This window comes from Nonomuraea sp. NPDC004702, assembly GCF_053601695.1.
The window spans coordinates 1-20,125 of the sequence record NZ_JBSGCE010000106.1 but is presented as its reverse complement, the minus strand read 5'-3'; the positions used below and the strand labels follow the sequence as shown (position 1 = coordinate 20,125).

The window sequence follows — 20,125 nt, the reverse complement described above, 5'->3', positions numbered from 1 at the left end:
TTGCCGCGTGCCTGGTCCGGAGGTTCGCGTCGGTAAAGGGGGGCTGCTAGTGTGACGATGGCCTCCGCGGGTGATTCCCCAGGCGAGACCCAGGTACGGACAAAACCGAAAGACGGTGACTATCGTTCATGAATCGGATGAACCGAGACGCGGTTGATTTGCTGCTTTGGGGCAAGTCGCACGGCTTGGCTCGTCCGTACCCGCTGATTTGCCACCTGCTTGATACGGCAGCGATGGCCACCATGCTCTGGCAGCACTACGTCTCACCAGCACTCCGACGCAGGATCGCCGACCTCCTAGGCATGCCGGAGAGCCAAGCCGGCCACCTGATCTCTTTTTGGTCAGGCTTGCACGACATCGGAAAATGCATGCCCTGCTTTCAGGCAATGGATTCCGGCGCATATGAAAGCCTGCACGATTACCCCGATCTGCATGGCGAAAAACGCCGCCATGAACATGCTGCGCATGTGTGGCTAGGCCATGCCTTATCCACCAGGGGCTACAGCACCGCATCCACAACAAGCCCCGCCTTTGTCGTAGCGCAATTGCTGGGCGGCCACCATGGCCGTTTTCTCCGTAGGGACCACAGAGAATGTCGCTACCCTCCGACCTCTCTCATGCGAGAGCTGGGCGACGGCAAGTGGGAGGAACAGCGCCACATCCTGCTCTCTGCTGTCGCTGACGTCCTGACCCCACCTCCCGCTCCAACCACGGTGTGCGCAGAGGTAGCCACGCTGGCCTGCGGAATCACGATCCTGGCCGACTGGCTCGTGAGCCAGGACGATCACCTTGTCCAGCGGTTGGCCAGCCTCCCGACGGGCGACAACGATCTCGGCCCGCACTATCAGGAATCTCTTCGGCTCGCACCGGCCCTGCTGAAGGAAGCGGGCCTGGTCCCAGTACGGCTGCGCCCGACGAGCTTCGCCGACGAGTTTCCGCATATCCCAGCACCCAATGATCTGCAGCGTTCGGTCGCGGAGAACCTGCCCGGATTGCTTGGGAACGGTCCCGGACTGCTGTTGGTGACGGCTCCCATGGGTGTGGGCAAGACTGAGGTCGCCTTTCACGCAGCTCGACTGCTCGGGCAAGCTTGCGGAGCCCAGGGCTTCCTGTTCGGGCTGCCCACGATGGCGACAACCGATCAGATGTACGGCCGGGCCGCGGCCTATGGCCGACACCAGGCCGAGGACGATGCCGCACTGACTCTGCTGCACAGCATGTCCTGGCTGAACGACGCCTACACCGGCATGGGTCAGGACACCACGGTGATCAGCCATGACGCCGATGTGACGGCTCCCGAATGGCTCCATGGCAGAAAGCGTGGCCTGCTGGCATCGATGGCGGTCGGCACGATCGACCAGGCGTTGATGGCCGCGCTGCCCGTCAAGCATCTGCCGTTGCGACTCCTGGGGCTCGCCGGCAAGGTTCTGATCGTCGACGAGGTACATGCATATGACGCCTACATGCAGGGCTTGCTGGCCAGAGCACTGACCTGGCTGGGAAGGCTCGGGGTTCCAGTGGTGCTGATGTCGGCCACCCTGCCCACCCGCATCGCCGGCCGCCTGGTGGCGGCCTATCTTCGTGGCGCCGGGCATCTGGAGACGTCCTTGCCGACGATCCAGTATCCGGGCTGGTCTTACGCGGACGCCGCCACCGGCAAGATCACCTCCTTCGAGGTGCACAGCAAGCCTCGCGATCTGCATGTCCGGGTGAGGCACGTTCCGGTGGCAGGATCCGGGGTGGATCGTTCCCATGCGCTGCATACCGCACTGGGGCCCGTCCTGAGCGAGGGGGGCTGCGTCGGCATCGTGTGCAACACGGTGGCGGAGGCGCAGCAGACCTATGTGTCACTGCGCGATTGGTTCGCCGAGCTTCCGCAGGCACCGGAGCTGGCCTTGCTGCACGCCCGTTTCCCGGCTCGTCGCCGCGAGGAGCTCACTGGGCAGATCATTCAGAAGTTCGGCAAGTGCACGCGATGCCCAGATCTCGCCGAGTGCGATCATCGGCCCAAGGCGGCGGTTCTGGTCGCGACCCAGGTGATCGAGCAGTCCTTGGATCTCGACTTCGATCTCATGGTCAGCGATCTGACCGCTATCGCCTTGCTCCTGCAGCGGGCCGGACGGTGCCAGCGCCACCCCGGCAGAAGGCGTCCGTCCTGGGCGGATGTGCCACGTCTGGATGTACTGCGTCCCACCGACGCTTCTGGTGCCTTGCACCTGCCTCGCGCATGGCCCTTCGTCTACTCTCCATCGCTGCTGCGCCGTACCGATGAGCAGTTGCAGGACGGCGTGATCGCCATCCCTTCGGATGTGCAGGGCTTGATGGAAACCGTCTACGACGACACGTTCGCCGACGGACGGATGAGCGACGAGGACCTGGAGTGGGTGGGCAAGGAGATCGCCGAGGCCAGCATGGCGGACTTGGTGGCGATCCCGGCACCTGACGAGGTGTCGGGGTTGCACCAGCTCACGTCGTCAGAGGTGAGCGAAGACATGATCGCCACTCGCCTCGGTGCGGAGTCGGCCCGTGTGCTGGGCGCCTACCAAGGGCCTGGCGGACAACTGTTCCTGGACGCCGGGCTGTCCGTTCCCCTGCCGGATGCCGCCAAGCTGCCCCGCCGCGTCATCAAAGCGGTGCTGGCCGAGACCATCCCGCTGCGGAGCACGCTACTGGCAGGCCGGGACGACTCCCATCAGCCTCCGGCGAGCTGGGCGGAAAACGCCTGGCTGCGCGACCTGATCATCATTCCCCTCCAGGTCGGGCCGGACGGTCGAGCCGTCGGTCGCGTCGGCGGCCGGGAGTTTCATCTCGACGCAGATCTCGGTCTTCACATTAGCAACCAGTCGTGAACAAGGGATGCCATGAGTGACAGCTTCGACCTGCTGAGCCAAGAATGGGCTCCAGTTCCAGGCGGACGACTGGTAGGGCTGCGCGACCTGTTCCTGCACGCTCACGCCCTGGAAGACGTCATCGCGCCTCTCGCTCCGGCAGGAGCCGGCCTGTGGCGAGTACTGGCAGTGATCGCTGCCCGGCTCACCGCCCTTGATCAACCTGCTGATTTCGCCACCTGGGAGAGCCGGCGGGCGCGCGTCCTGGCAGACAGTCGCTTCCAGGAAGACGCAGTGCGGGCCTACTTCCAGCGTCACCAAGACCGCTTCGGCCTGTTCCACCCCACCCGCCCGTTCCTCCAGGATCCTCGGCTGGCCGAGGAGTGCGGCAAGACGTCGGGCATCAACAAGCTGATCCTGTCCAGGCCGGCGGGCAACAACCAGGTGTGGTTCGACCACCACACGGACATGGACGCTCGTCCGATCCCCGCTCAGGAGGCGGTCTGGTACCTGCTCGCGCAGCTGTACTACGGACCGTCCGGGAGATGTACGAGTCGCAAGGTCGCGGGCCGCAGTGAAGCCAACAGCACGGCAGGGCCCTTGCGAGGGACGATCTCGTTCCATCCCCTGGGCCGAAGCGTGTTCGAATCCCTGATCGTGAGCATCCCCTATCCAGGCAGCCAGCCCGTTGCCGAAGACCTGGCTCCCTGGGAACGCGAGGGCCTGCCCGATCCACTGGGGTTGCCGCCGACACCGACCGGGGTCGCCGGAGTGCTGACCGGTCGGTTCCGTCACGCGATTCTCCTGGCTCAGCACGACGGCCTGGTCTCCGACGCCTGGATCACCTGGGCGTGGCGGCAGCCCACTGCTCCGGTCAACGATCCGTATCTGATCTATCAGGTGAGCAAGGCAGGCGATCGCTATGCCCGTGGAGCGAGCAGCGGGCGAGCGTTGTGGCGCGACGTGGACGCCCTGCTTCTGCACGATGTCGGCGACGAGCATGCCCGGCGGCCGGACGTGCTGGACAAGGCGGCCGGCCTGCCGTTCGAACTGCTGGACGCGCTACGTGTGCGGGCCTTCGGCTTCGACCAGGACGGGCAGACGCGTGACCGGCAGTGGTTCACCGCGACCACGCCGGCGGTACTGTCCCTGCTCCAAGACATGGAGAGCGCCGCCGGAGTGAGCCACGTCAGGCTCGCCGCCGAGCGCGTGGCACGACACCTCCGCTCGGCCTTGCGCACCGCGTGGGTATCGATCAACGACCCGTCCAACGGCAAGGGCCCGCCGGTACGCAGTGACATTCCCGCGGGCCCCTGGCGAGATCAGGGCGATGCCCGCTACTGGCCCCGCGCCGAACGCGTCTTCTGGAAGAAGCTGTTCGGCCGGCAGTTCGAAGAGCCGTCCGCCGACTTCGTCAAGCTCGCCCTGAGCATCTACGACGAGGTCACCGACAAGGCCGGAAGCGCACCACGTGCCAGGCGCGCCATCGAGCAAGCCCGCGGCTACATCTTCGGTGCTCAGAAGCCGTCCCAGGCAAGGAGAACGCATGCCTGACCACGAGGCCCTGCGACAGCAGGCAAGCGTGTTGGTGGGAGCAGCGGTCAGGACGCTCACCCACCCCGACAAGCGCCACCGCGTCGCCCTGCGCAGATCCCTCGGCCGCTCCCCGTCCGACCCGGCCTCGCGGGCTGCGCACCTCGTGGTCGCGCCCGCCCTGCCACAGCACTGTGACGAGGCCACCGAACGGGCCTTCTACTCCGTGGCCGCGATGATCGCCGCCCAGGCACGCGAGGCACGGGACGAGACCACCGGCCGTACCGCTGAGGATCTCCAGGAGCCGGCGCAGACCGTCACGGACGCAGATCCCGCGGAGTCAGCCAAGCCGCAGGAGAGCCTCGGAGCCACGTTGGGACGTGCGGTGGCGCAGGGCAAACTCCGCGAAGACACCATCGAGGCGCGGCTGCACCTCATGTGTCGGCAGAACGTGGCCGGCATCCATCGACACCTGCCCCGCCTGATCGCGACGTTGCGCGCCGAACTGCTGCCCGTGAACTGGGTACGCCTCACCGTCGATCTGTCCCGCTGGGGGCGCGAGCGGGACCTGGTGACCAAGAAATGGCTGCAGGAGTACTACCGCACGTTGAACGCGGTCCGCGCCGCGCGCGCCAAGAACACCCATCCCGACAAGCACGAGGGCGAGGACCAGTGACGATCCCGCGATTCATCGACATCCACCTGCTGCAGACCCTGCCCTACAGCAACATCAACCGCGATGACCTGGGATCCCCCAAGAGCGTGGTGTACGGCGGAGTGAGCCGCACCCGCGTCAGCAGTCAGAGCTGGAAGCGAGCGGTGCGTCTGGCGGTCGAAAAGTCGCTGGGGGATCCGGCCGCCCGCACCCGCCGCATCCCCGAACAGGTCGCTCAGCGCCTCACCGACAAGCACGAATGGCCGTCCGAGCTTGCCAAAGCCGCCGGTCAGCAGGTGGTCCTGTCGGCGGGCAAGGGCCTGAAGGTGGAGAGCGACGGGGTCACGTCAGTACTGCTGTACCTGCCCATGTCCGCCCTGGATGAGCTGGCCGACCTTGCCGCCGAGCACCGTGACCAGATCCAGGCCCAGGTCGGGCAGAAGAAGCCCGCGCCCGTACTGCCCGCCGGCCGCATCGCCGAACTGCTCTCCCGTCGTAACGGAGTGATCAACTTGTTCGGCAGGATGCTCGCCGAGCTGCCGGGCGCGGAGGTGGACGGCTCAGTGCAGGTCGCACACGCCTTCACCACTCACGAGACCAGCACCGAGGTCGACTTCTTCACCGCCGTCGACGACCTCAACACCAATGAGATGCGTGGCAGCGGCCATATGAACTCCGCAGAGTTCTCCTCCGGCGTCTTCTACCGTTACGCCAGCCTCGACCTGACCGGCCTGCGTGAGAACCTCGACGACCAGTCGGCGGCAGCCGAGCTCACCGCCGCCTTCTTGACCGCATTCATCGCCGCACTGCCCACCGGCAAGCAACACTCCACCGCCGCCAACACGATTCCCGACCTGGCCTACATCTCGGTTCGTGCCGACCGGCCGATCTCGCTGGCCCCCGCGTTCGAGACCCCGATCCGGCTCACCGACGAAGGCGGATACGCCGCCCGGTCCCGTGACGCGCTGGCCTCGTACGCCCAACGACTGCACACCCTGTGGGGCGAAGACGGCATCCTCCGGCACGCTCACGCGACGATCGACCCCAAGACGCTGCCTGGCCTCGGCGAGAAGGACTCCTCCTACGCGAACCTGATCACCAACTCGGTGGCCGCCGCCTACGGCGTGGAGCCCGGCGCGTGAGCGGCCTGGTGCTGCGCCTGGCCGGGCCCTTGCAGTCCTGGGGCGAGCACAGTGCCTTCGCCGAGCGTGACACCCAGCGCTTCCCCACCCGCTCGGCGCTCATCGGCCTGTTCGCCGGCGCCTACGGCCCGCGCCGAGGCGAGGACCTGTCACGCTTCGCCCCCCTCGCCTTCACCATCCGCATCGACCGGCCTGGCATCCCCACCGTCGACTTCCACACCGTCGGCGGCGGCCGGGCCCGTCAGCACACCGTGCCCACCGCCGAAGGTGGCCGGCGCAGCGTGGAGACCGCCACCATCGTCACCCGCCGCCACTACCTGGCCGACGCCGTCTTCGTCGTCGGCGTCTCCGGACCGCCCTCCCTGATCGCTGACCTGGCGGAACGACTGCGCCGTCCCCGCTGGCAGCCGTATCTCGGGCGTCGTTCGTGTCCGCCTGACCCGCCCTTTCTGCTTCGTCTGACGGAAGATCCCGTCGCGGAACTCACCGAACGTGTCCCCGTGCCCCGTCACTTCGCAGACGACGGCCTGCTGGACTTCGTGCGAGACGGCAACCATCACGACGCCGCCTCAGTTGCCGAACTGCTCGACGACCCGGTCAGCTTCGCCAATCTGGAACGCCGCTACCGGCCGCGGACCGTCAGCATCACCCCCATCGCCGTTCCCAAGCACCTCTGGGTGGGCCGGGGACGGTCCTATCAAGAAGCCCTGTTCACCTACGCAGGAGCAGCACCGTGAGCGCATGGCTGACTCGCATCATCCTCAACGCCGGCAGCCGCACCGCTCGCCGCGACCTCGGCGATGCCGACGCGCTGCACAAACGCGTCATGTCCCTGGTCCCCAACGACCTGGGCGAGCGGGCCCGAGCAACGGCCGGAGTGCTCTACCGCTACGACGAGACCGACCAGGCCGGGCCCCACCTGCTCATCCAGACTCAGCTGCCCATCGACAGCTCCTTGCTGCCGGACCAGTACGGCTCGCTGGCCGTCCGCGACCTGACCCCGCTGCTGAACCTGTTGCGGGCAGACATGGCCGTGCACTATCGGATCGTCGGTAACCCCACCAAGCGCCTCGGCCGCACCTCCGAGCGCTCGGGCAAGCTGGTCGCCCTGCGCGGCGACGAGGCCGACCAGTGGTGGCACAACCGCGCCCATGCCAGCGGCCTCATTCTGCGCACCCTGATCTCCACCTCGCTGCCCGACATTCGCGGCAAGGGTCCCGGCAGGGTGCAGCACGCCGCCACTCGCTTCGAGGGCATCGCTGTGATCAAAGACGCCGACTTGGCACGGCAGGCCGTTCTCTCCGGAGTCGGCCGCGGGAAGGCCCACGGCTGCGGCTTGCTCAGTCTTGCTCCGGCTGATCTGCGGTGAGCAACTTCCCCGACGCCAAGAGACGACTCGGCCAGCCGACCTTGGCCATGCTGCCTCGCATCGCCGACTCGCTGTCGTTCCTCTATCTGGAGAGCGTTCGCATCGTCCAAGACGACACCGGCGTCTGCGCCCAGGTCGAGTCTCCTCGGGGCATCGAACGCGTGTACCTGCCCACAGCCTCCCTGGCCTGTGCTCTGCTCGGCCCGGGTACCTCCATCACCCAACCCGCGCTGACCACGTTCGCGCGCCACGGCACCACTCTGGTCTGCGTCGGCGCTGGGAGCGTTCGCTCCTACGCCGGCATCCTGCCTGCTCAACTCACCACCGACTGGCTGGAACGACAAGCCCGCGCTTGGGCCGACGAGGACCAACGCCTTCAGGTGGCCATCCGCATGTACGAGCACCGCTTCGGTACAGCTCCCACCGGAGCCGGCTTGGCGCAGCTACGCGGGCTCGAAGGCCAGCGCGTCAAGGCCCTCTACCGCCTGCTGGCCACCAAGCACGGCATCACCCGCTTCCGGCGCAACTACGACCCCGCCGCGTGGGACACCCAGGATCCCGTGAACCTCGCCCTCTCGGCGGCGAACACAGCCCTCTACGGCGTCGTTCACGCCGCCGCTCTTGCCCTCGGCTGCTCACCCGCCCTCGGCTTCATACACTCCGGTACTCAAATGGCCTTCGTGTACGACATCGCGGACCTGTACAAGGCCACCGTCACCATCCCCCTCGCGTTCTCTCTGGCGGCGTCGCACAACCCCGAACGCGAGGCTCGCACTCGGCTACGGGAAGAGTTCCGCCTGCTCAAGCTCATGCCTGCGATCATCACCGACATCCAGAAGATGATCGCTCCCGGCCAGGCGCAGCAACCTGCCTCACCACGTACGGCCGACATCGTGCACCTGTGGGATCCCGAGCTCGGCTCCCTGCCTGCCGGAGTCGACTACGGCGACGAGCTGCCCACCGCCGACACCGACATCCCTTGGTAGTCGGCTACCTCGAACCCTGCCATACCTCGATCAGGTGAACCGATGGCGTCAATGATCGTCATATCGACGACGGCTGTGCCCGACCACGTCCGCGGCGCGCTGTCCCGCTGGCTCATCGAACCTGCCCCAGGACTGTACGTGGGCACCGTCTCCGCTCGCGTCCGTGATGAACTCTGGTCCACCGTCGCCGACTGCATCGCCGACGGCGCTGCCGTCTGCCTCCATCCCGCGGACAACGAACAGGGCTTCGTCATCCGCACTGCCGGCGAACGCCGCCGCCACGTCGCCGACTTCGACGGCCTGCAGCTCATCCGCTTCCTGCCTCCGCCCACCACATAGCCAACGCAGTGACATCTCTACGAGCGCGACAATCACCGACATCCACGTTTTCCCAGGTCGCCCATATACTTGCGGCTCAGGAAGTCCGGTCCCCACGCCCGTGGGGGTGACCCGCCGTCAGCGGCAGGGGCGTCAACGGTGGTGCGCCGGTCCCCACGCCCGTGGGGGTGACCCGTGCTACGTGGATGACTGGACCGGGGAACTTCGCCGCTCCCCACGCCCGTGGGGGTGACCCGCTCCGCGGCATAGAGGACCCCGTCAAACGCTCCCGGTCCCCACGCCCGTGGGGGTGACCCGGCCAATCCCACGTCCTCCGCGGGGATCGTGATCCGGTCCCCACGCCCGTGGGGGTGACCCGGCCGTCGCCCGGCGCCTGCTCAAGTCCTTCGGCCGGTCCCCACGCCCGTGGGGGTGACCCGAAGACGGCCCCGAAGTGCCGGTACTTCTATGACCGGTCCCCACACCCGTGGGTGTGACCCGTGACCTTTCACGTGATGCCGACGCATCTGTGGCCGGTCCCCACGCCCGTGGGGGTGACCCGGAAGTACTCGACCAGCTCGGCGCGAAATGGTCCCGGTCCCCACGCCCGTGGGGGTGACCCGGGGACGCTCGTGAGAGAGCTGCCGCCCATCGTCCGGTCCCCACGCCCGTGGGGGTGACCCGCGACCTGGCCGGTCGCTTCGACGTGGTGTGCCCCGATCCCCACGCCCGTGTGAGTGACCCGATCACAAAAGCGGACCTCACTGACGCGCTTCTCCGATCCCCACGCTCGTGGGGGTGACCCGGCCGGATCTGGCTCATAGAGAACAACCACAGCACGATCCCCACGCCTGCGGGGGTGACCCGGCGATGCCGTTGCGGCTGACAAGGGCTGGCAGCGATCCCCACGTCCGTGAGGGAGCCCGCGACGCCCTGATCATGGACCGCGACTGCATCACCCATTCCCATGCTCGTTGAGGCGACCCAGATTGAGCGGTCAGTTGCGGCCCCGGCGTCCCGATCCCCACGATCGTGAAGGGGATCTGTTGGCTAGTCCGATTCCGGGCCGTCTCTGGGCCGTCCGCGATCGTGCAGCACCACATGCGTGCCGTCGTACAAGACCAGCCCGTTACGTGTCATCTGGGAGCGGCAGTCCGAAACGCTCGATCATGTCTGCTTAGTCATCGTGGCCCTACCTGCTAAGCAGGTTCAGCAGACGGGTGGCGGCGTAGAGGGCCCGACGTAGACCAGGGCGCGCAGTTCGTCGGTCCGCTCCTGCTCAGCCAGCAGCGCGGCCAGCTCCTGAGCAGCCTCGTAGTGGCCTGCTTCGGTCAGCGTCCGCAGTGCGTGTGTCCGGCCTTGCTCGCCCAGCAGGGTGGCGAGAGGCCTGATGGCGCGGACCTCGCCCGATTCAGCGAGCAAGTACAGATCTTCTGGTTGGCCCACCTTGGCCAACCAGAGGATGGCCACGGCGTGGCCCGCCATGCCGAGCCACCAGGATCGGCGGCAGGTCCTCCAACTCCGCAAGCGGGTAGATGTGCTGCACGTCCTCGCCGTCAAGGCGGGGCGAGTCGGCCGGACGCGCGAACGCTGCTGATCTAGGAGAAACGCTCGGTTGTAATCTACGTCGTAAAGGCGCCGACCAAAGTCTCGCACACTGTGCACCGTTACAACCGATACGGAACGGGCTTCGCCCGTACTCGCTCGCCAAAACCAGAAGCGGCTGGCCCCGCACGAGGGCCGCAGCGAGCCTCGTGCAGCGGATCAAGGCAGATCTGGCGCGCCCGAGCCGACGGCGCCTCTAGCGGGACCTCGAGACTCGTAGACAAGTGTCCGGCGTGCGCGGCGAGCCCCTTGTGCCGCATGACGGCTGACCAGCTCCCGGCTCTTGACGTGGCGTAGCTCCTCAGCCGCTCTCCTTTGAGCGGGCCGTCCCCCGTCGCAGTGCTTCATCGAGAATGCGCAACTCCGCCTCGGTCACCCTCGGCTGCCCCGTCTTGGCTTGAAGCCACTCCTCCCGAGCCTGTTCGCGGTATCTGCTCCTCCTCGTCGCCTGCTTCTGGTCGGTTCGGGGGAGGCGCGCGCGTGAGGACTTCACCGTGATGGTGTCGGTCAGCCGCACCGCTCCCGGCCGGAAGATTACGACTTCATCGCCACGTGGAACTCCTTGTCTCCGGATCTCCGTCATCCGGTACTCAAAGTGTCCACCCATCTGGGGAAGGGCCCAATTTCGTGACGGGCCGCAACTGTCCGCCGTCGCGAGCAAGACCGTCACCCCTGCCCCCGCCATCGTGCAGGCGCTCAGCGCCGCCCGCAGGACCCTCGTCCACGTCAGCGCAGGAGACTACGCCGGGGGCGAACGCGGCCGCGAACACACCGCCGTCCTCCTGGCCCGCGCTGCCGAAGAGGGCGGCCCAGCTCCGCGATGGGCCACGCACGTGAACGCAGCAGAACTGGACGCCGTCACTGGCCGTGCGCTTCTCGCTCGCGCACGCCACACCCCTGGACGTCGCCGGGCCCCGCTCACCAATGAAGCGGAGCAACGTGTCCACGGCCTCTCCGACGCTCACTGTCGCTCGGCGCTCCGCCACAGCGCCTGGCTGAGCCGCGCCTCGCCTTTCCGCACAACGGCGACCTGGACCAAGCCCTACATGCTGGGCGACTCGCACTCCAACGCCTTCCCCACGTCACCTCCGCCCGCTGTACGGCCCTGCTAGCGAACCCGCATGCCGACCTGGGCCCCGATACGAGCGGTATCGTCGCTGTACAAGCTCTGGCCAAGGATCTGGCTCGGCGATTGTCGCCTGGCGACCAATGACGTAACCGGGAGCGGCCAGTGGCGCGGTCGGCGCTGCCGGGGAGGCGCCGCCCGAGAAGCGAACCCGTCTCCGGCAGCGGTTGGGGACCACGGGGCTGCCCCATGAGCAAAGGTCGGAGGCACATGAGACGAAGTGCCTCCCGCCCGCATCGCCGACCGCTAACTTGAGCAGATGCCAACCCTCGATGTGGACTCGGAGCTGCCGCTGCGGGCTGCCATGGTCAGCCGCCTGCGCGAGATCGGCGCGATCCGCGGAGACGAGGTCGCGCGGGCGTTCTCCCGCGTTCCCCGGCATGCGTTCGCGCCCGAAGCGACGCTGGAGGAGGCGTACGATCCCGAGGCTGTCGTCCCCACGAAGTGGGCCGCCGACGGGACGACCACCATCAGCTCCATGTCAGCGCCGCAGATTCAGGCCCGGATGATCGAACAAGCTGGCATCACCTCGGGCATGCGCGTGCTGGAAATCGGGTCTGGGGGTTACAACGCCGCGTTGCTGGCCGAACTGGTAGGCCGTGAGGGGCATGTTGTCACTCTTGACATCGACGCCGACATCACCGGCCGGACGCGTCGGCTGCTGGACGAGAACGGATACACCCACGTCGACGTGATGCTCGGCGACGGAGACGACGGCTGCGTGACGCGCGCGCCGTTCGACGCCATCGTGGTGACGGTCGAGGCCGCTGACATTCCGCCGGCGTGGATGGCACAGCTCGCCGATGGCGGCTCGCTGGTGGCGCCGTTGCGCGTGCGAGGCTTCACCCGCTCGATCGGCTTCACCAAGCATGGTGACCGGCTGGTGAGCACCTCCAAGGAATTGGCGGGCTTCGTCGCCATGCAGGGCCGGGGAAGGCGGCCGTGGACGTCGGTGCAGCTGCGCGGAGGGACGGTGCGGCTGCGGTTCGACGAGGAGCCCTGCCCGACCGGCGCGGCGATCCTGGACCGGGCCTTCGACGCAGGACAGGCCCAGGAATGGACCGGAGTCACCGTACGCGGCGACGAGTCGCTGGACACTCTCCAGGTGTGGCTGGCCACGACCCTGACCAACTCCTGTGTGCTGGCCATCGACAGGGACGCCGAAGGCGTGGCCGAGTTCATGGCCAACCCGTTGATTCCGTCGATGTGCAACGCCGTCGTCCAAGCAGACAGCTTCGCCTACCTCACCAAACGCGGCCGAGGCGAGCGCCACGTCGAGATCGGCAGCCACGCGTTCGGAGCTGAAGCGCCCGTCGTGGCGACGCTCATGGCCGACCTCGTGCGAGCATGGGACCGCGAGCACCGTGGCGGCCCGGACCCTCGGTACACGATCTACCCGATCGGACTTTGCCCGCCCCTTCCCGATGGGAGAATTGTGCCGAAACGTCATGTCGTCATCGAGATCTTCTGGCCGCCGGGGCGGGACCACACGGCCCCCTTCGACAGCGGGAATGCCGGTGACCGATAACGGGTACGTGGCGTCTGTGCCACGCGACGACCACGACAATCTGGTTGCCATCTGGCCGTTGTTGGGGGTAAGCCCACATGAGCAAAACCCCACATAGGGATGATCTTGAGTGAGTTCGCGCTGGCGGGCGGGATGCTTTTGGCGCCGAGAATGTCGCTCGGGGCGCGAACGGTGTTGGCGGGAAGGCCGCCCCGAGTCTCGATGTGGTGAAGGTGTGACGGTCGGCTGGAGCCGGTCTACGAGCTGAGGCATGGCCCGTGGTGATGGTGGCGGCCGGGACGGCAGGGGCGAGCCCGAGTGGCGGCCGGTGATCGACGTGGACATGATGACCGCGGTCGTGCTGGAGCAGTTGGGCGCCCATCACGAGCGGCCGCGGACCCTGGAGCCGGCGCGGCGCGCCCCGCGTCCGCTGGACGACCGCACTGGGGAGCGGATCAAGCAGGTTTCGGGCGGCCGCGCGATGACCTGTGGCTGTGGGTCGAGACCGGCGAGCGCTGGCGGGCCCAGGACCTGACCGCGGCCGAGGCAGCGAAGGTCGACCAGTACGTGGCGGCGGCGGAGGCGTTCGCGGCGAGCATCGCGGTCATCCTGGCGTTGGCCGATGAGCTGGCCGCGGGCGCGATCGAGGCGATGTTCGCCAAGTCGGACCTGGAGCTGGGCGTGGAGACCTTGGCGGAGGCACTGGCCCGGCAGGTGAACCCGTTCCCGGACACCTCGCCGGTGTGGGTCCGCCACCGGCTGACGGCCGACGACATCGATGAGACGTCATGGCCGTGGCTGACAGGGCAGGTGGTGGGCATAGCCGCCCCGGGCCGGTGGGACATCGTGGTGATCGATGACCGCCTGGTGAAGGGGCTGGACGCCAGCGGGGACCCGGTCTATCCGGTGTGCCACCGCGCGGCCGAGACGATCCGCCTGCGGTAGGCCAGGTCGGTGTTCAACCGGTAGGAGAGGCGTGGCGGCCCGCCCTTGTGATGCCGAACGGGCGGATGCGAAGTGGTCAGGAGTCGGATCGGCACCCCCGTCGTCTTTGGCGACGCCTCAGCGCTGGCGGCCTGTTGATCCGTAGGCTTGTGGGTGTGGGCGATGACAGGGTCAGTGAGTGGACGCGGCTTGGTGAGCTGGATGGGCCGGCGGGGTTCTTGAAGGTCCGTGGCCGCCGGTACCGGTACCCGGATGGCCGCGAGGACGTGTGGGACATCCTCGTGGGCGGCGCGACGGTGGCGATCGTGGCGGTGACCGAGGACGAGCGGGTGGTGCTGGCTCGCCAGTACCGGCCGGGTCCGGGGAAGGTCTTGCTGGAGCTGCCGGGCGGAAACGCTGACGATGATGAGCAGGTCGAGGTCGCGGCGGCTCGGGAGCTGCTGGAGGAGACCGGCTATGAGGCGGCGAGCCTGGAGGTGGTGATGCGGACGTTTTTGGCGTCGTACGCCTCGCATCGCCGCCACGCGGTCCTGGCCCGGGGGTGCCGGAAGGTCGCTGAGCCGGACCTGGGTGACGGTGAGTATGTCGAGACGGTGTGGATGCCGGTCGGTGAGTTCGTTCAGCATGTTCTCGGCGGGCAGCTGACCGACACCGACATCGCCTTTGCGGGGCTGACCGCCGCCGGGTATCTGAAGCCGGCCGTTTGATCACGTCCACTCGCCGGCGAGCGCGGCCGTGATGTGCTCGGTGGTGGGCGGGTCGGTTTCGAGGTACAGGCGCGTGCCGGACGCGCGGACCACGACCCTGTGGTGACCGTCGCTGTCGAAGACGGTCACGTCGTTCTCGGCGCTGGAGCGCCAGTCCGCGAGCGGAGTGCGAACGCCATCGGCCTGCGAAGCGTGTGGGCGACCGACTTCGCGATCACGCGAAGCGTGGAGACCGGCTCTTGGTTAGGCCTGCCCTACCAGGGGCGCGGCGGGGTGCAGGGCGGGGCCGGCACGCTGGCGGTGAGCGGGGGAAGTCAAAACAGCTCCTCCTGATCTCCTGCCGGCGCGGGCAGCTTCTTGGGCGCGAGTCCAGCCACGGCCTCCAGCTGGTGCAGTGTGCGCCACCCAGCCTGCTGGCCGTCGGCCAGCAGCCGGCGAAACAGGCCCGCGGTCGCTTCCACGTCGGGCATCGCGCGATGCCGGTCGATCGGCCGCGGAATGTTCACGAACCGCAGCAGCGTGTCGAGGTTGTGCGAAGACAGCTCCCGGTAGAGCGCGCGCGCCAGCCGTACGGTGTCCAGCAGCGTGGTCGCGGCCAGCACGGGGCAGTGCGGCCGCAGGCGGGCGATCAGCCCGGCTTCGGTGGGCGCGTGCTGAGCGACGAGCCGGTACGGTGGCGTGTCCAGGTGCGCATCCAGCCGGGCCATCACCTCCTCCGGCTGGTCGGCGGCGGCCAGCCGGTCGGCGGTGAGCCCGGTCTGGCGGGTGTCGAAGGCGGTGACGGGCACGCCGGACGGAGGCGCCATCAGCGCCTCGAAGCGCCACAGCTCCGCCAGATCGCCGTTCTTGACGGTGAGCGCGAGCGCCGCCACCTCCACCGGGACGGCGGGCCGCCCGGCCGGGGTCAGGGCCTCAAAATCGATTACGACGAAGGTGTGCCGGACGACGTCGCGGTCGTGGAGGAGCTGGCCGGCGGGTGAGGACGCGCCGGATGGCCGCCCGGTGGATTTCATGTGGTCACCTCTCGCTGGATGATCTCGGCGCGTGCGCGCAGGTCCTGTTCGGTATCGGCGGACAGCAGCGGCACGGCCAGCAGGCGGTCGACGGCATGCTCCGCGGCGGGACACGCGGCCGGGTTCATCTCCTGGCAGGCCGGGTGAGCTGAAGTGGCGCGTAGCCCGAAGGTACCGACGCTGTTCGGCACCCCAGCTTGGTGCAGGCGGGCGGCGAATGCCCGGGGTTCGGGCAACGTTATCTCCCAGCAGGCGCTGTAGCCGTTGGGTTCGTCGCCATCGGCTGGGACGATCCGGCACAGGCCGGGCACGTCGCCGACCAGGTCGGCCAGCAGCGCGGCTTGGGCGCGGCGGCGGGCGAGCGCCGCCTCCAGCCCGGCCAGGTTGTGGCGGGCCAGGCACGCCGACAGCTCCGGCAGCCGGTAGTTGCGGCCCAGGCGGGTGAAGGCCGGTATGCCGGCGGCGGGCAGCGCCCAGTGCGTCCGGTAGGCGACGGCGTGTTCGGCGATGGGGCGCTGTCGGTGAGCAGGTAGCCGCCCTCGCCAGCGGCCACGATCTTGCCGTCCTTGAGGCTGAAGCAGCCGACGTCGCTGACCGTACCGGCCAGGTGGCCGCGGTGGCGGCTGCCTTGCGCCTGGCAGGCGTCCTCGATGAGCGGGATCCGGTGCCGGGCGGCGACATCGGCCACGTCGCTCAGGCCGGTGCAGTGGCCGGCCAGGTGCACGGCGATGATCGCCGCTGTGCGAGGTCTGATCTTGGCGGACGGGTCGGTCATCACGTCCATGCCGCGGAGCGCTCCGCTCTCGACGAACGCCGGCCGGGCGCGGGCGGCTTGGACGGCCGCGACGACCATCATCACCGTGGCGGCCGGCAGCAGCACCTCATCGCCGGCGGTGACGCCGCGGGCGACGAGCGCGGTGTGCGGGGCGGCGGTGCCGGAGGAGACGGCGATGGCGTGGCCGAGGCCGTGCGCGACCGCCAGGGCGCTCTCCAGCGCGGCCGCCTCGGGGGCATGAGCGGGGGCATGAGCGGGGGCATGAGCGGGGGCGGGCATGCGATACAGGATGGGCTGGAAGATGTGGGCGGCCGGGGGCGGAGGCGGCGGGGGGATCATGGCCGGGCCGCCGGCGCGGGAACGACTGCCGGGGGGCGTGGGTGAAGTTCATCAGCGGCCACATGTTGACGCGGTCGGCGGAGAACAGGGCGCAGTCGGACGCACAGCCGGTCGGGGGCGCGAACAGGGCGGCGCCGTCGGCGCCCGCGATGCCGCGCCGCCGGGCGTCGGGGGTGGCGGCGATCTTGAGCGAGGAGGGGCAGTCCCACAGGGTGCCGTCCGGTTCGATGAAGAACAGGGTGCGTCCGCCGAAGCAGCCGCGGACGACGTTGGTGGGCGCGCAGAGTGCGGCGCCTACCTGGTTTGGGTAGGAACGCTCGGGCAGCCGCAGCGACAGCTCCGCCGAGTACGGAGCGGCGAACCGCTCGGCGAGCTCGCCAGCGTGACCGGGGGTGAGGGCCAGCTCGTCGTGCGGGGGGTGGTCGGATGCCAGGGCGATGGGTTGCGGGGCGGCGTAGTCGCAGCCGAGTTCGGCGGCCAGTGCGGGCACCGCGGTAAGGCGCGATGGGGGATGCACAGATCCCTGGAACAGGGCATCGAGCCTGGTCTCCTGCCAGATTTGTTCGGCGTGGCAAGCGCGTGCTGACTCGTCCCACCTGTAAGGTGCGAACCTCCTTCCTCGTATGCCCCACGCGTCAAAGGAGTGGACGGTGTCAGAGCTTATCGCTCACCTCATCCGAGCAGTCGCGGAGTTCTGCTCTCGGGCAGCTTGGGGGGTGACCTGTGGCGATCAGTGACGCGGACATCTTCAGCGCCGTCTCCGCTTACCTCGGGCGCCATCCGAACGAGGCCGCACTGCTGTCTGAGCCGGTGCGGCTCCTGTCCGAGGGCGGGGGTTTCGCCTCGCGGCGGAATTTCCGGATGCACGTGACCGTCGGCGCGCTGCTGGTCCGTGGCGGCTCCGAAGTCCTGCTTGTTGAGCACCGCGCGTACGGGATCCCGTTGCAGCCCGGGGGTCACCTCGAACCGACCGATATCTCCCTGCTCGACGCGGCGGTGCGCGAGCTGGTGGAGGAAACCGGGATCGACCCCGCCCAGGTCGTCCCCGCGTCGCAGATCCCTGTCTACATCGAGTACGGCAGGGTTCCGGCGCGGCCGCAGAAGGGCGAGCCGGAGCACTACCACCTCGATGTCGGGTACGCGTTCGTGACTGACGCGGACATGGGAGCGCTTCAGGAGTCGGAGGTGACGGGTGCTGGCTGGTATCCGCTCGGCGAGGCCGAGCGCCTTGTCGGGCATCGCATCGCGCGAGCCGTACCGGCCCGAATCGGTTAAGGACCTGTCGAGGCTTCTGTCGCTGCCGCCCGGCCCATGGGCGGATCGAACAGAGCGGCCTTGCCGGTCGCTGCCGCGGAGGGCCTATGTGGGGCTGTGGTGTTCACTCAGTCGAAGCATGGCTTGACGCTCCGATCCCGGCTCCGCTTGAGCTCGAAGAAGGCCTCCGTATGGGCGGCCCCATCGATCTCAGATCCGCAGGTGGATGTACGCCGCTCTTGCTCTGTACGGCGGCTTTCTGCGCGTCACCAGGATGGACCTGTCGACGCCGACGCGGTCAGCATCGGTCCATGCCGCCTGGGAGGGACGCCACCATGAGGAGATCGAGATCCGCCGCGCCGTAACCGCGAGCGGACCGGACGGCATCAGCACGACCAAGACCGGCGACCCTGCCCATCCCTGGCCCGCGCTGGCGCCGCGGATCGCCGCTGAACTCGGCAAGACACGAACCCGATCGGCTCACTGAGCCAGGGCGAGGTCTCGTCACGCCCGGGGCGTCGTCCAAGGCGCCGTCAGCGTTGAGCCGAAGCCTGGCGGAGGCGAGGCATTCGGCGGCCGAGTCGCCACGGCGTATGCGGGGTTAGGCGCCGCGGTGCCCAGCCTCAGGCCTGGGCGTGGACCCCGCCATCCCTCGCGGGCTCCGTCTTCGCCAGCTTCGGACACGCGCCCGGTGAGTGATTCCAGCAAGTCAGAGGCTCTGCTCATGGCAGGGGTGGACGACGTGCCAGCGTGGCGGGAACGGGGCTGTACCGGGCCACGAGATCGGCCAGCGGCGCGTCGATGAAGCCGAGCATCGCCATGATCGCCTCGTGATCGGCGTGCGGATGCCGGTGGTAGATGGGAGTGTGACGCGCGATCTTGTCGCGCAGCGCACGCGGGAAGTCCAGCTCGCGGTGCGGCGCGTGGCGGCCACCCTGATATCCGGGAAATGCCTGGTAGGGCGTTGTGCGCCACAGGCGCTGGTCGTGGTTGTTGCCGCGCCCGATCAAGCTCACCCAGAACCCGAACGGCAACTCGGCGACCACTTCCGATGGGGTGGGCGTCAAGCCGTGCCGGCCCAGTTGATGGATCGCTTCCCGGATCTTGGCCACCGCGCCGTAATGCGGATCCACTCCAGAGTGATTCCACCAGTCGTCCCGGCCGACAGGCGGAGCATGCGCTGATCGAGAACGCCGCGCAAGACGAGCTCCAGATGTCGCGGCGGCCCGTAGAACGCGGCGGCCACCTCGGTGTTCCAACAAAACAGCCTCAGCGCGGCCACCCGGTCGCCGCAGCGGAACGCCTCATACTCAGGCAGCCGGGCCCGCGACAGCAGCCGACGCAGACGCTGGGCCTCGGCTGATCCACGAGCTCGCCTCTTCTGGCCGGACCCGGCGTGCTACCGTGCGTGACATAAGCCCCGGGATTGCCTCCGCGCGCAAGCAGCCCGGGGCACAGCTGTCTCCGCGGTCATGTCGCGCCCGGCTCCAGGCAGGAGAACGCGGCAAAACCGTCCCGTACATGCCCCGTACTGGGCGAGCCCGAGCGTCAGTCCACGACGATGGGGCGGCGAGCGGGCTACGCGCCATTAGTGCCTGAGGCAGGACCTGCCTGGAAGATGCCGCTGAGACTTCGGTACTGCCCGCGGTCGGCATGGCGCTCGTACGGGGGTGCGGCCGGAATACGCCGGAAGCGGGCCGCGTGGGTAGCGGAGTGCCTTCTGACCTGGTGTTTCGGCCTCTGCGTCAGAGGGCGACGAGCGGACTGTCTTGCCGATGGCGCATCCCGAGGCGGTCCATCACAATCGGGGAATGAGCGCGGTAAGTAGTCAGTATGCCTTCGTGATTCAGACGCGGGACAACCTGGACCGATCGTGGTCATGGGTCTCGGATTACGGTGATGCGGACAACCCGGTGGCGGGACGTGGCGTAGAGGACGACGCCCCAGGAACTCCGCACGACTTCGGCAGGGCGACCTTCGACGCCTACTTGGACCACCTGGTCGCCACCGCGCCCGAAGTGGT

Annotated in this window: 20 protein-coding genes, 1 pseudogene and 1 CRISPR repeat array; of the genes and pseudogenes, 15 read left to right on the top strand and 6 right to left on the bottom strand. The window is 68.3% G+C overall.

Annotated elements, in window-relative coordinates; all coding sequences use genetic code 11:
• The first annotated feature begins 137 nt into the window (after positions 1–137).
• From cas3 to cas2e, 8 genes are read left to right on the top strand one after another with little or no spacing between them, the layout of a single operon-like run.
• On the top strand, positions 138–2,849 hold the full coding sequence (cas3, locus tag ACWEJ6_RS50585) for a CRISPR-associated helicase Cas3' (RefSeq protein WP_452432683.1): 2,712 nt from the start codon (positions 138–140) through the stop codon (positions 2,847–2,849).
• 12 nt (positions 2,850–2,861) lie between these two features.
• Positions 2,862–4,382, top strand: coding sequence for a type I-E CRISPR-associated protein Cse1/CasA (gene casA, locus ACWEJ6_RS50580; RefSeq protein ID WP_452432681.1), 1,521 nt, complete (start codon positions 2,862–2,864; stop codon positions 4,380–4,382).
• On the top strand, positions 4,375–5,037 hold the full coding sequence (gene casB / locus ACWEJ6_RS50575; protein ID WP_397040402.1) for a type I-E CRISPR-associated protein Cse2/CasB: 663 nt from the start codon (positions 4,375–4,377) through the stop codon (positions 5,035–5,037). Before casA ends, casB begins: the two co-directional genes overlap by 8 nt.
• Positions 5,034–6,158: a type I-E CRISPR-associated protein Cas7/Cse4/CasC gene (gene cas7e, locus ACWEJ6_RS50570; protein ID WP_452432680.1), complete on the top strand. Its 1,125-nt coding sequence runs from the start codon at positions 5,034–5,036 to the stop codon at positions 6,156–6,158. Before casB ends, cas7e begins: the two co-directional genes overlap by 4 nt.
• Entirely contained in the window at positions 6,155–6,895 is a 741-nt protein-coding gene (gene cas5e, locus ACWEJ6_RS50565; protein WP_452432678.1) for a type I-E CRISPR-associated protein Cas5/CasD, read from the top strand. Before cas7e ends, cas5e begins: the two co-directional genes overlap by 4 nt.
• Entirely contained in the window at positions 6,892–7,527 is a 636-nt protein-coding gene (cas6e, locus tag ACWEJ6_RS50560) for a type I-E CRISPR-associated protein Cas6/Cse3/CasE (RefSeq protein ID WP_452432676.1), read from the top strand. The genes cas5e and cas6e overlap by 4 nt, the downstream gene beginning before the upstream one ends.
• Complete coding sequence (gene cas1e / locus ACWEJ6_RS50555) at positions 7,524–8,513, top strand: type I-E CRISPR-associated endonuclease Cas1e (protein ID WP_452432675.1); 990 nt, start codon at positions 7,524–7,526, stop codon at positions 8,511–8,513. Before cas6e ends, cas1e begins: the two co-directional genes overlap by 4 nt.
• Before the next feature lie 42 nt (positions 8,514–8,555).
• Positions 8,556–8,852, top strand: a complete 297-nt coding sequence (cas2e, locus tag ACWEJ6_RS50550; protein ID WP_452432674.1) for a type I-E CRISPR-associated endoribonuclease Cas2e — start codon at positions 8,556–8,558, stop codon at positions 8,850–8,852.
• Positions 8,853–8,937: 85 nt separating this feature from the next.
• Positions 8,938–9,698: a CRISPR direct-repeat array (repeat unit 29 nt; unit sequence CCGGTCCCCACGCCCGTGGGGGTGACCCG).
• Positions 9,699–10,040: 342 nt separating this feature from the next.
• Here the strand turns inward: cas2e and ACWEJ6_RS50545 are convergent.
• On the bottom strand, positions 10,041–10,253 hold the full coding sequence (locus ACWEJ6_RS50545; RefSeq protein ID WP_452432673.1) for a hypothetical protein: 213 nt from the start codon (positions 10,251–10,253) through the stop codon (positions 10,041–10,043).
• A 1,568-nt stretch (positions 10,254–11,821) separates the two neighbouring features.
• On the opposite strand from ACWEJ6_RS50545, the gene fxlM reads away from it, so the two are divergent.
• The 4 genes from fxlM (at position 11,822) to ACWEJ6_RS50525 (ending at position 14,721) form a co-directional block, all read left to right on the top strand.
• Entirely contained in the window at positions 11,822–13,090 is a 1,269-nt protein-coding gene (gene fxlM / locus ACWEJ6_RS50540; protein WP_452432672.1) for a methyltransferase, FxLD system, read from the top strand.
• A 250-nt stretch (positions 13,091–13,340) separates the two neighbouring features.
• Positions 13,341–13,604 (top strand): hypothetical protein, encoded by a 264-nt coding sequence (locus tag ACWEJ6_RS50535; protein WP_452432671.1) that lies wholly within the window; start codon positions 13,341–13,343, stop codon positions 13,602–13,604.
• A 32-nt stretch (positions 13,605–13,636) separates the two neighbouring features.
• A complete protein-coding gene (locus ACWEJ6_RS50530) occupies positions 13,637–14,014 on the top strand; it encodes a hypothetical protein (protein ID WP_452432669.1) in 378 nt (125 codons plus the stop codon).
• A 155-nt stretch (positions 14,015–14,169) separates the two neighbouring features.
• Positions 14,170–14,721: an NUDIX hydrolase gene (locus ACWEJ6_RS50525; protein ID WP_452432668.1), complete on the top strand. Its 552-nt coding sequence runs from the start codon at positions 14,170–14,172 to the stop codon at positions 14,719–14,721.
• Here ACWEJ6_RS50525 and ACWEJ6_RS50520 read toward each other — a convergent pair whose 3' ends face one another.
• The 4 genes and pseudogenes from ACWEJ6_RS50520 to ACWEJ6_RS50505 all read right to left on the bottom strand — a co-directional run.
• Positions 14,722–14,850, bottom strand: coding sequence for a hypothetical protein (locus tag ACWEJ6_RS50520; protein WP_452432667.1), 129 nt, complete (start codon positions 14,848–14,850; stop codon positions 14,722–14,724).
• 185 nt (positions 14,851–15,035) lie between these two features.
• Positions 15,036–15,734, bottom strand: a complete 699-nt coding sequence (locus ACWEJ6_RS50515; RefSeq protein ID WP_452432666.1) for a 3'-5' exonuclease — start codon at positions 15,732–15,734, stop codon at positions 15,036–15,038.
• The gene (locus ACWEJ6_RS50510; RefSeq protein ID WP_452432685.1) at positions 15,731–16,117 is read right to left on the bottom strand and encodes a hypothetical protein; all 387 of its coding nucleotides are present in this window, start codon (positions 16,115–16,117) and stop codon (positions 15,731–15,733) included. The genes ACWEJ6_RS50515 and ACWEJ6_RS50510 overlap by 4 nt, the downstream gene beginning before the upstream one ends.
• Positions 16,118–16,260: 143 nt before the next feature.
• Positions 16,261–16,788 (bottom strand): annotated as a pseudogene (locus tag ACWEJ6_RS50505) (DegT/DnrJ/EryC1/StrS family aminotransferase); the annotation flags it as partial.
• 783 nt (positions 16,789–17,571) lie between these two features.
• On the opposite strand from ACWEJ6_RS50505, the gene ACWEJ6_RS50500 reads away from it, so the two are divergent.
• Both ACWEJ6_RS50500 and ACWEJ6_RS50495 read left to right on the top strand, forming a co-directional pair.
• A complete protein-coding gene (locus ACWEJ6_RS50500; RefSeq protein ID WP_452432665.1) occupies positions 17,572–18,123 on the top strand; it encodes an NUDIX hydrolase in 552 nt (183 codons plus the stop codon).
• 205 nt (positions 18,124–18,328) lie between these two features.
• A complete protein-coding gene (locus tag ACWEJ6_RS50495) occupies positions 18,329–18,589 on the top strand; it encodes a hypothetical protein (RefSeq protein WP_452432663.1) in 261 nt (86 codons plus the stop codon).
• 235 nt (positions 18,590–18,824) lie between these two features.
• Here ACWEJ6_RS50495 and ACWEJ6_RS50490 read toward each other — a convergent pair whose 3' ends face one another.
• On the bottom strand, positions 18,825–19,235 hold the full coding sequence (locus ACWEJ6_RS50490; protein WP_452432661.1) for a hypothetical protein: 411 nt from the start codon (positions 19,233–19,235) through the stop codon (positions 18,825–18,827).
• A gap of 642 nt (positions 19,236–19,877) precedes the next feature.
• Between ACWEJ6_RS50490 and ACWEJ6_RS50485 the strand changes: the two genes are divergently transcribed.
• A partial coding sequence (locus ACWEJ6_RS50485; RefSeq protein ID WP_452432659.1) for a hypothetical protein occupies positions 19,878–20,125 on the top strand: 248 nt, incomplete at its 3' end.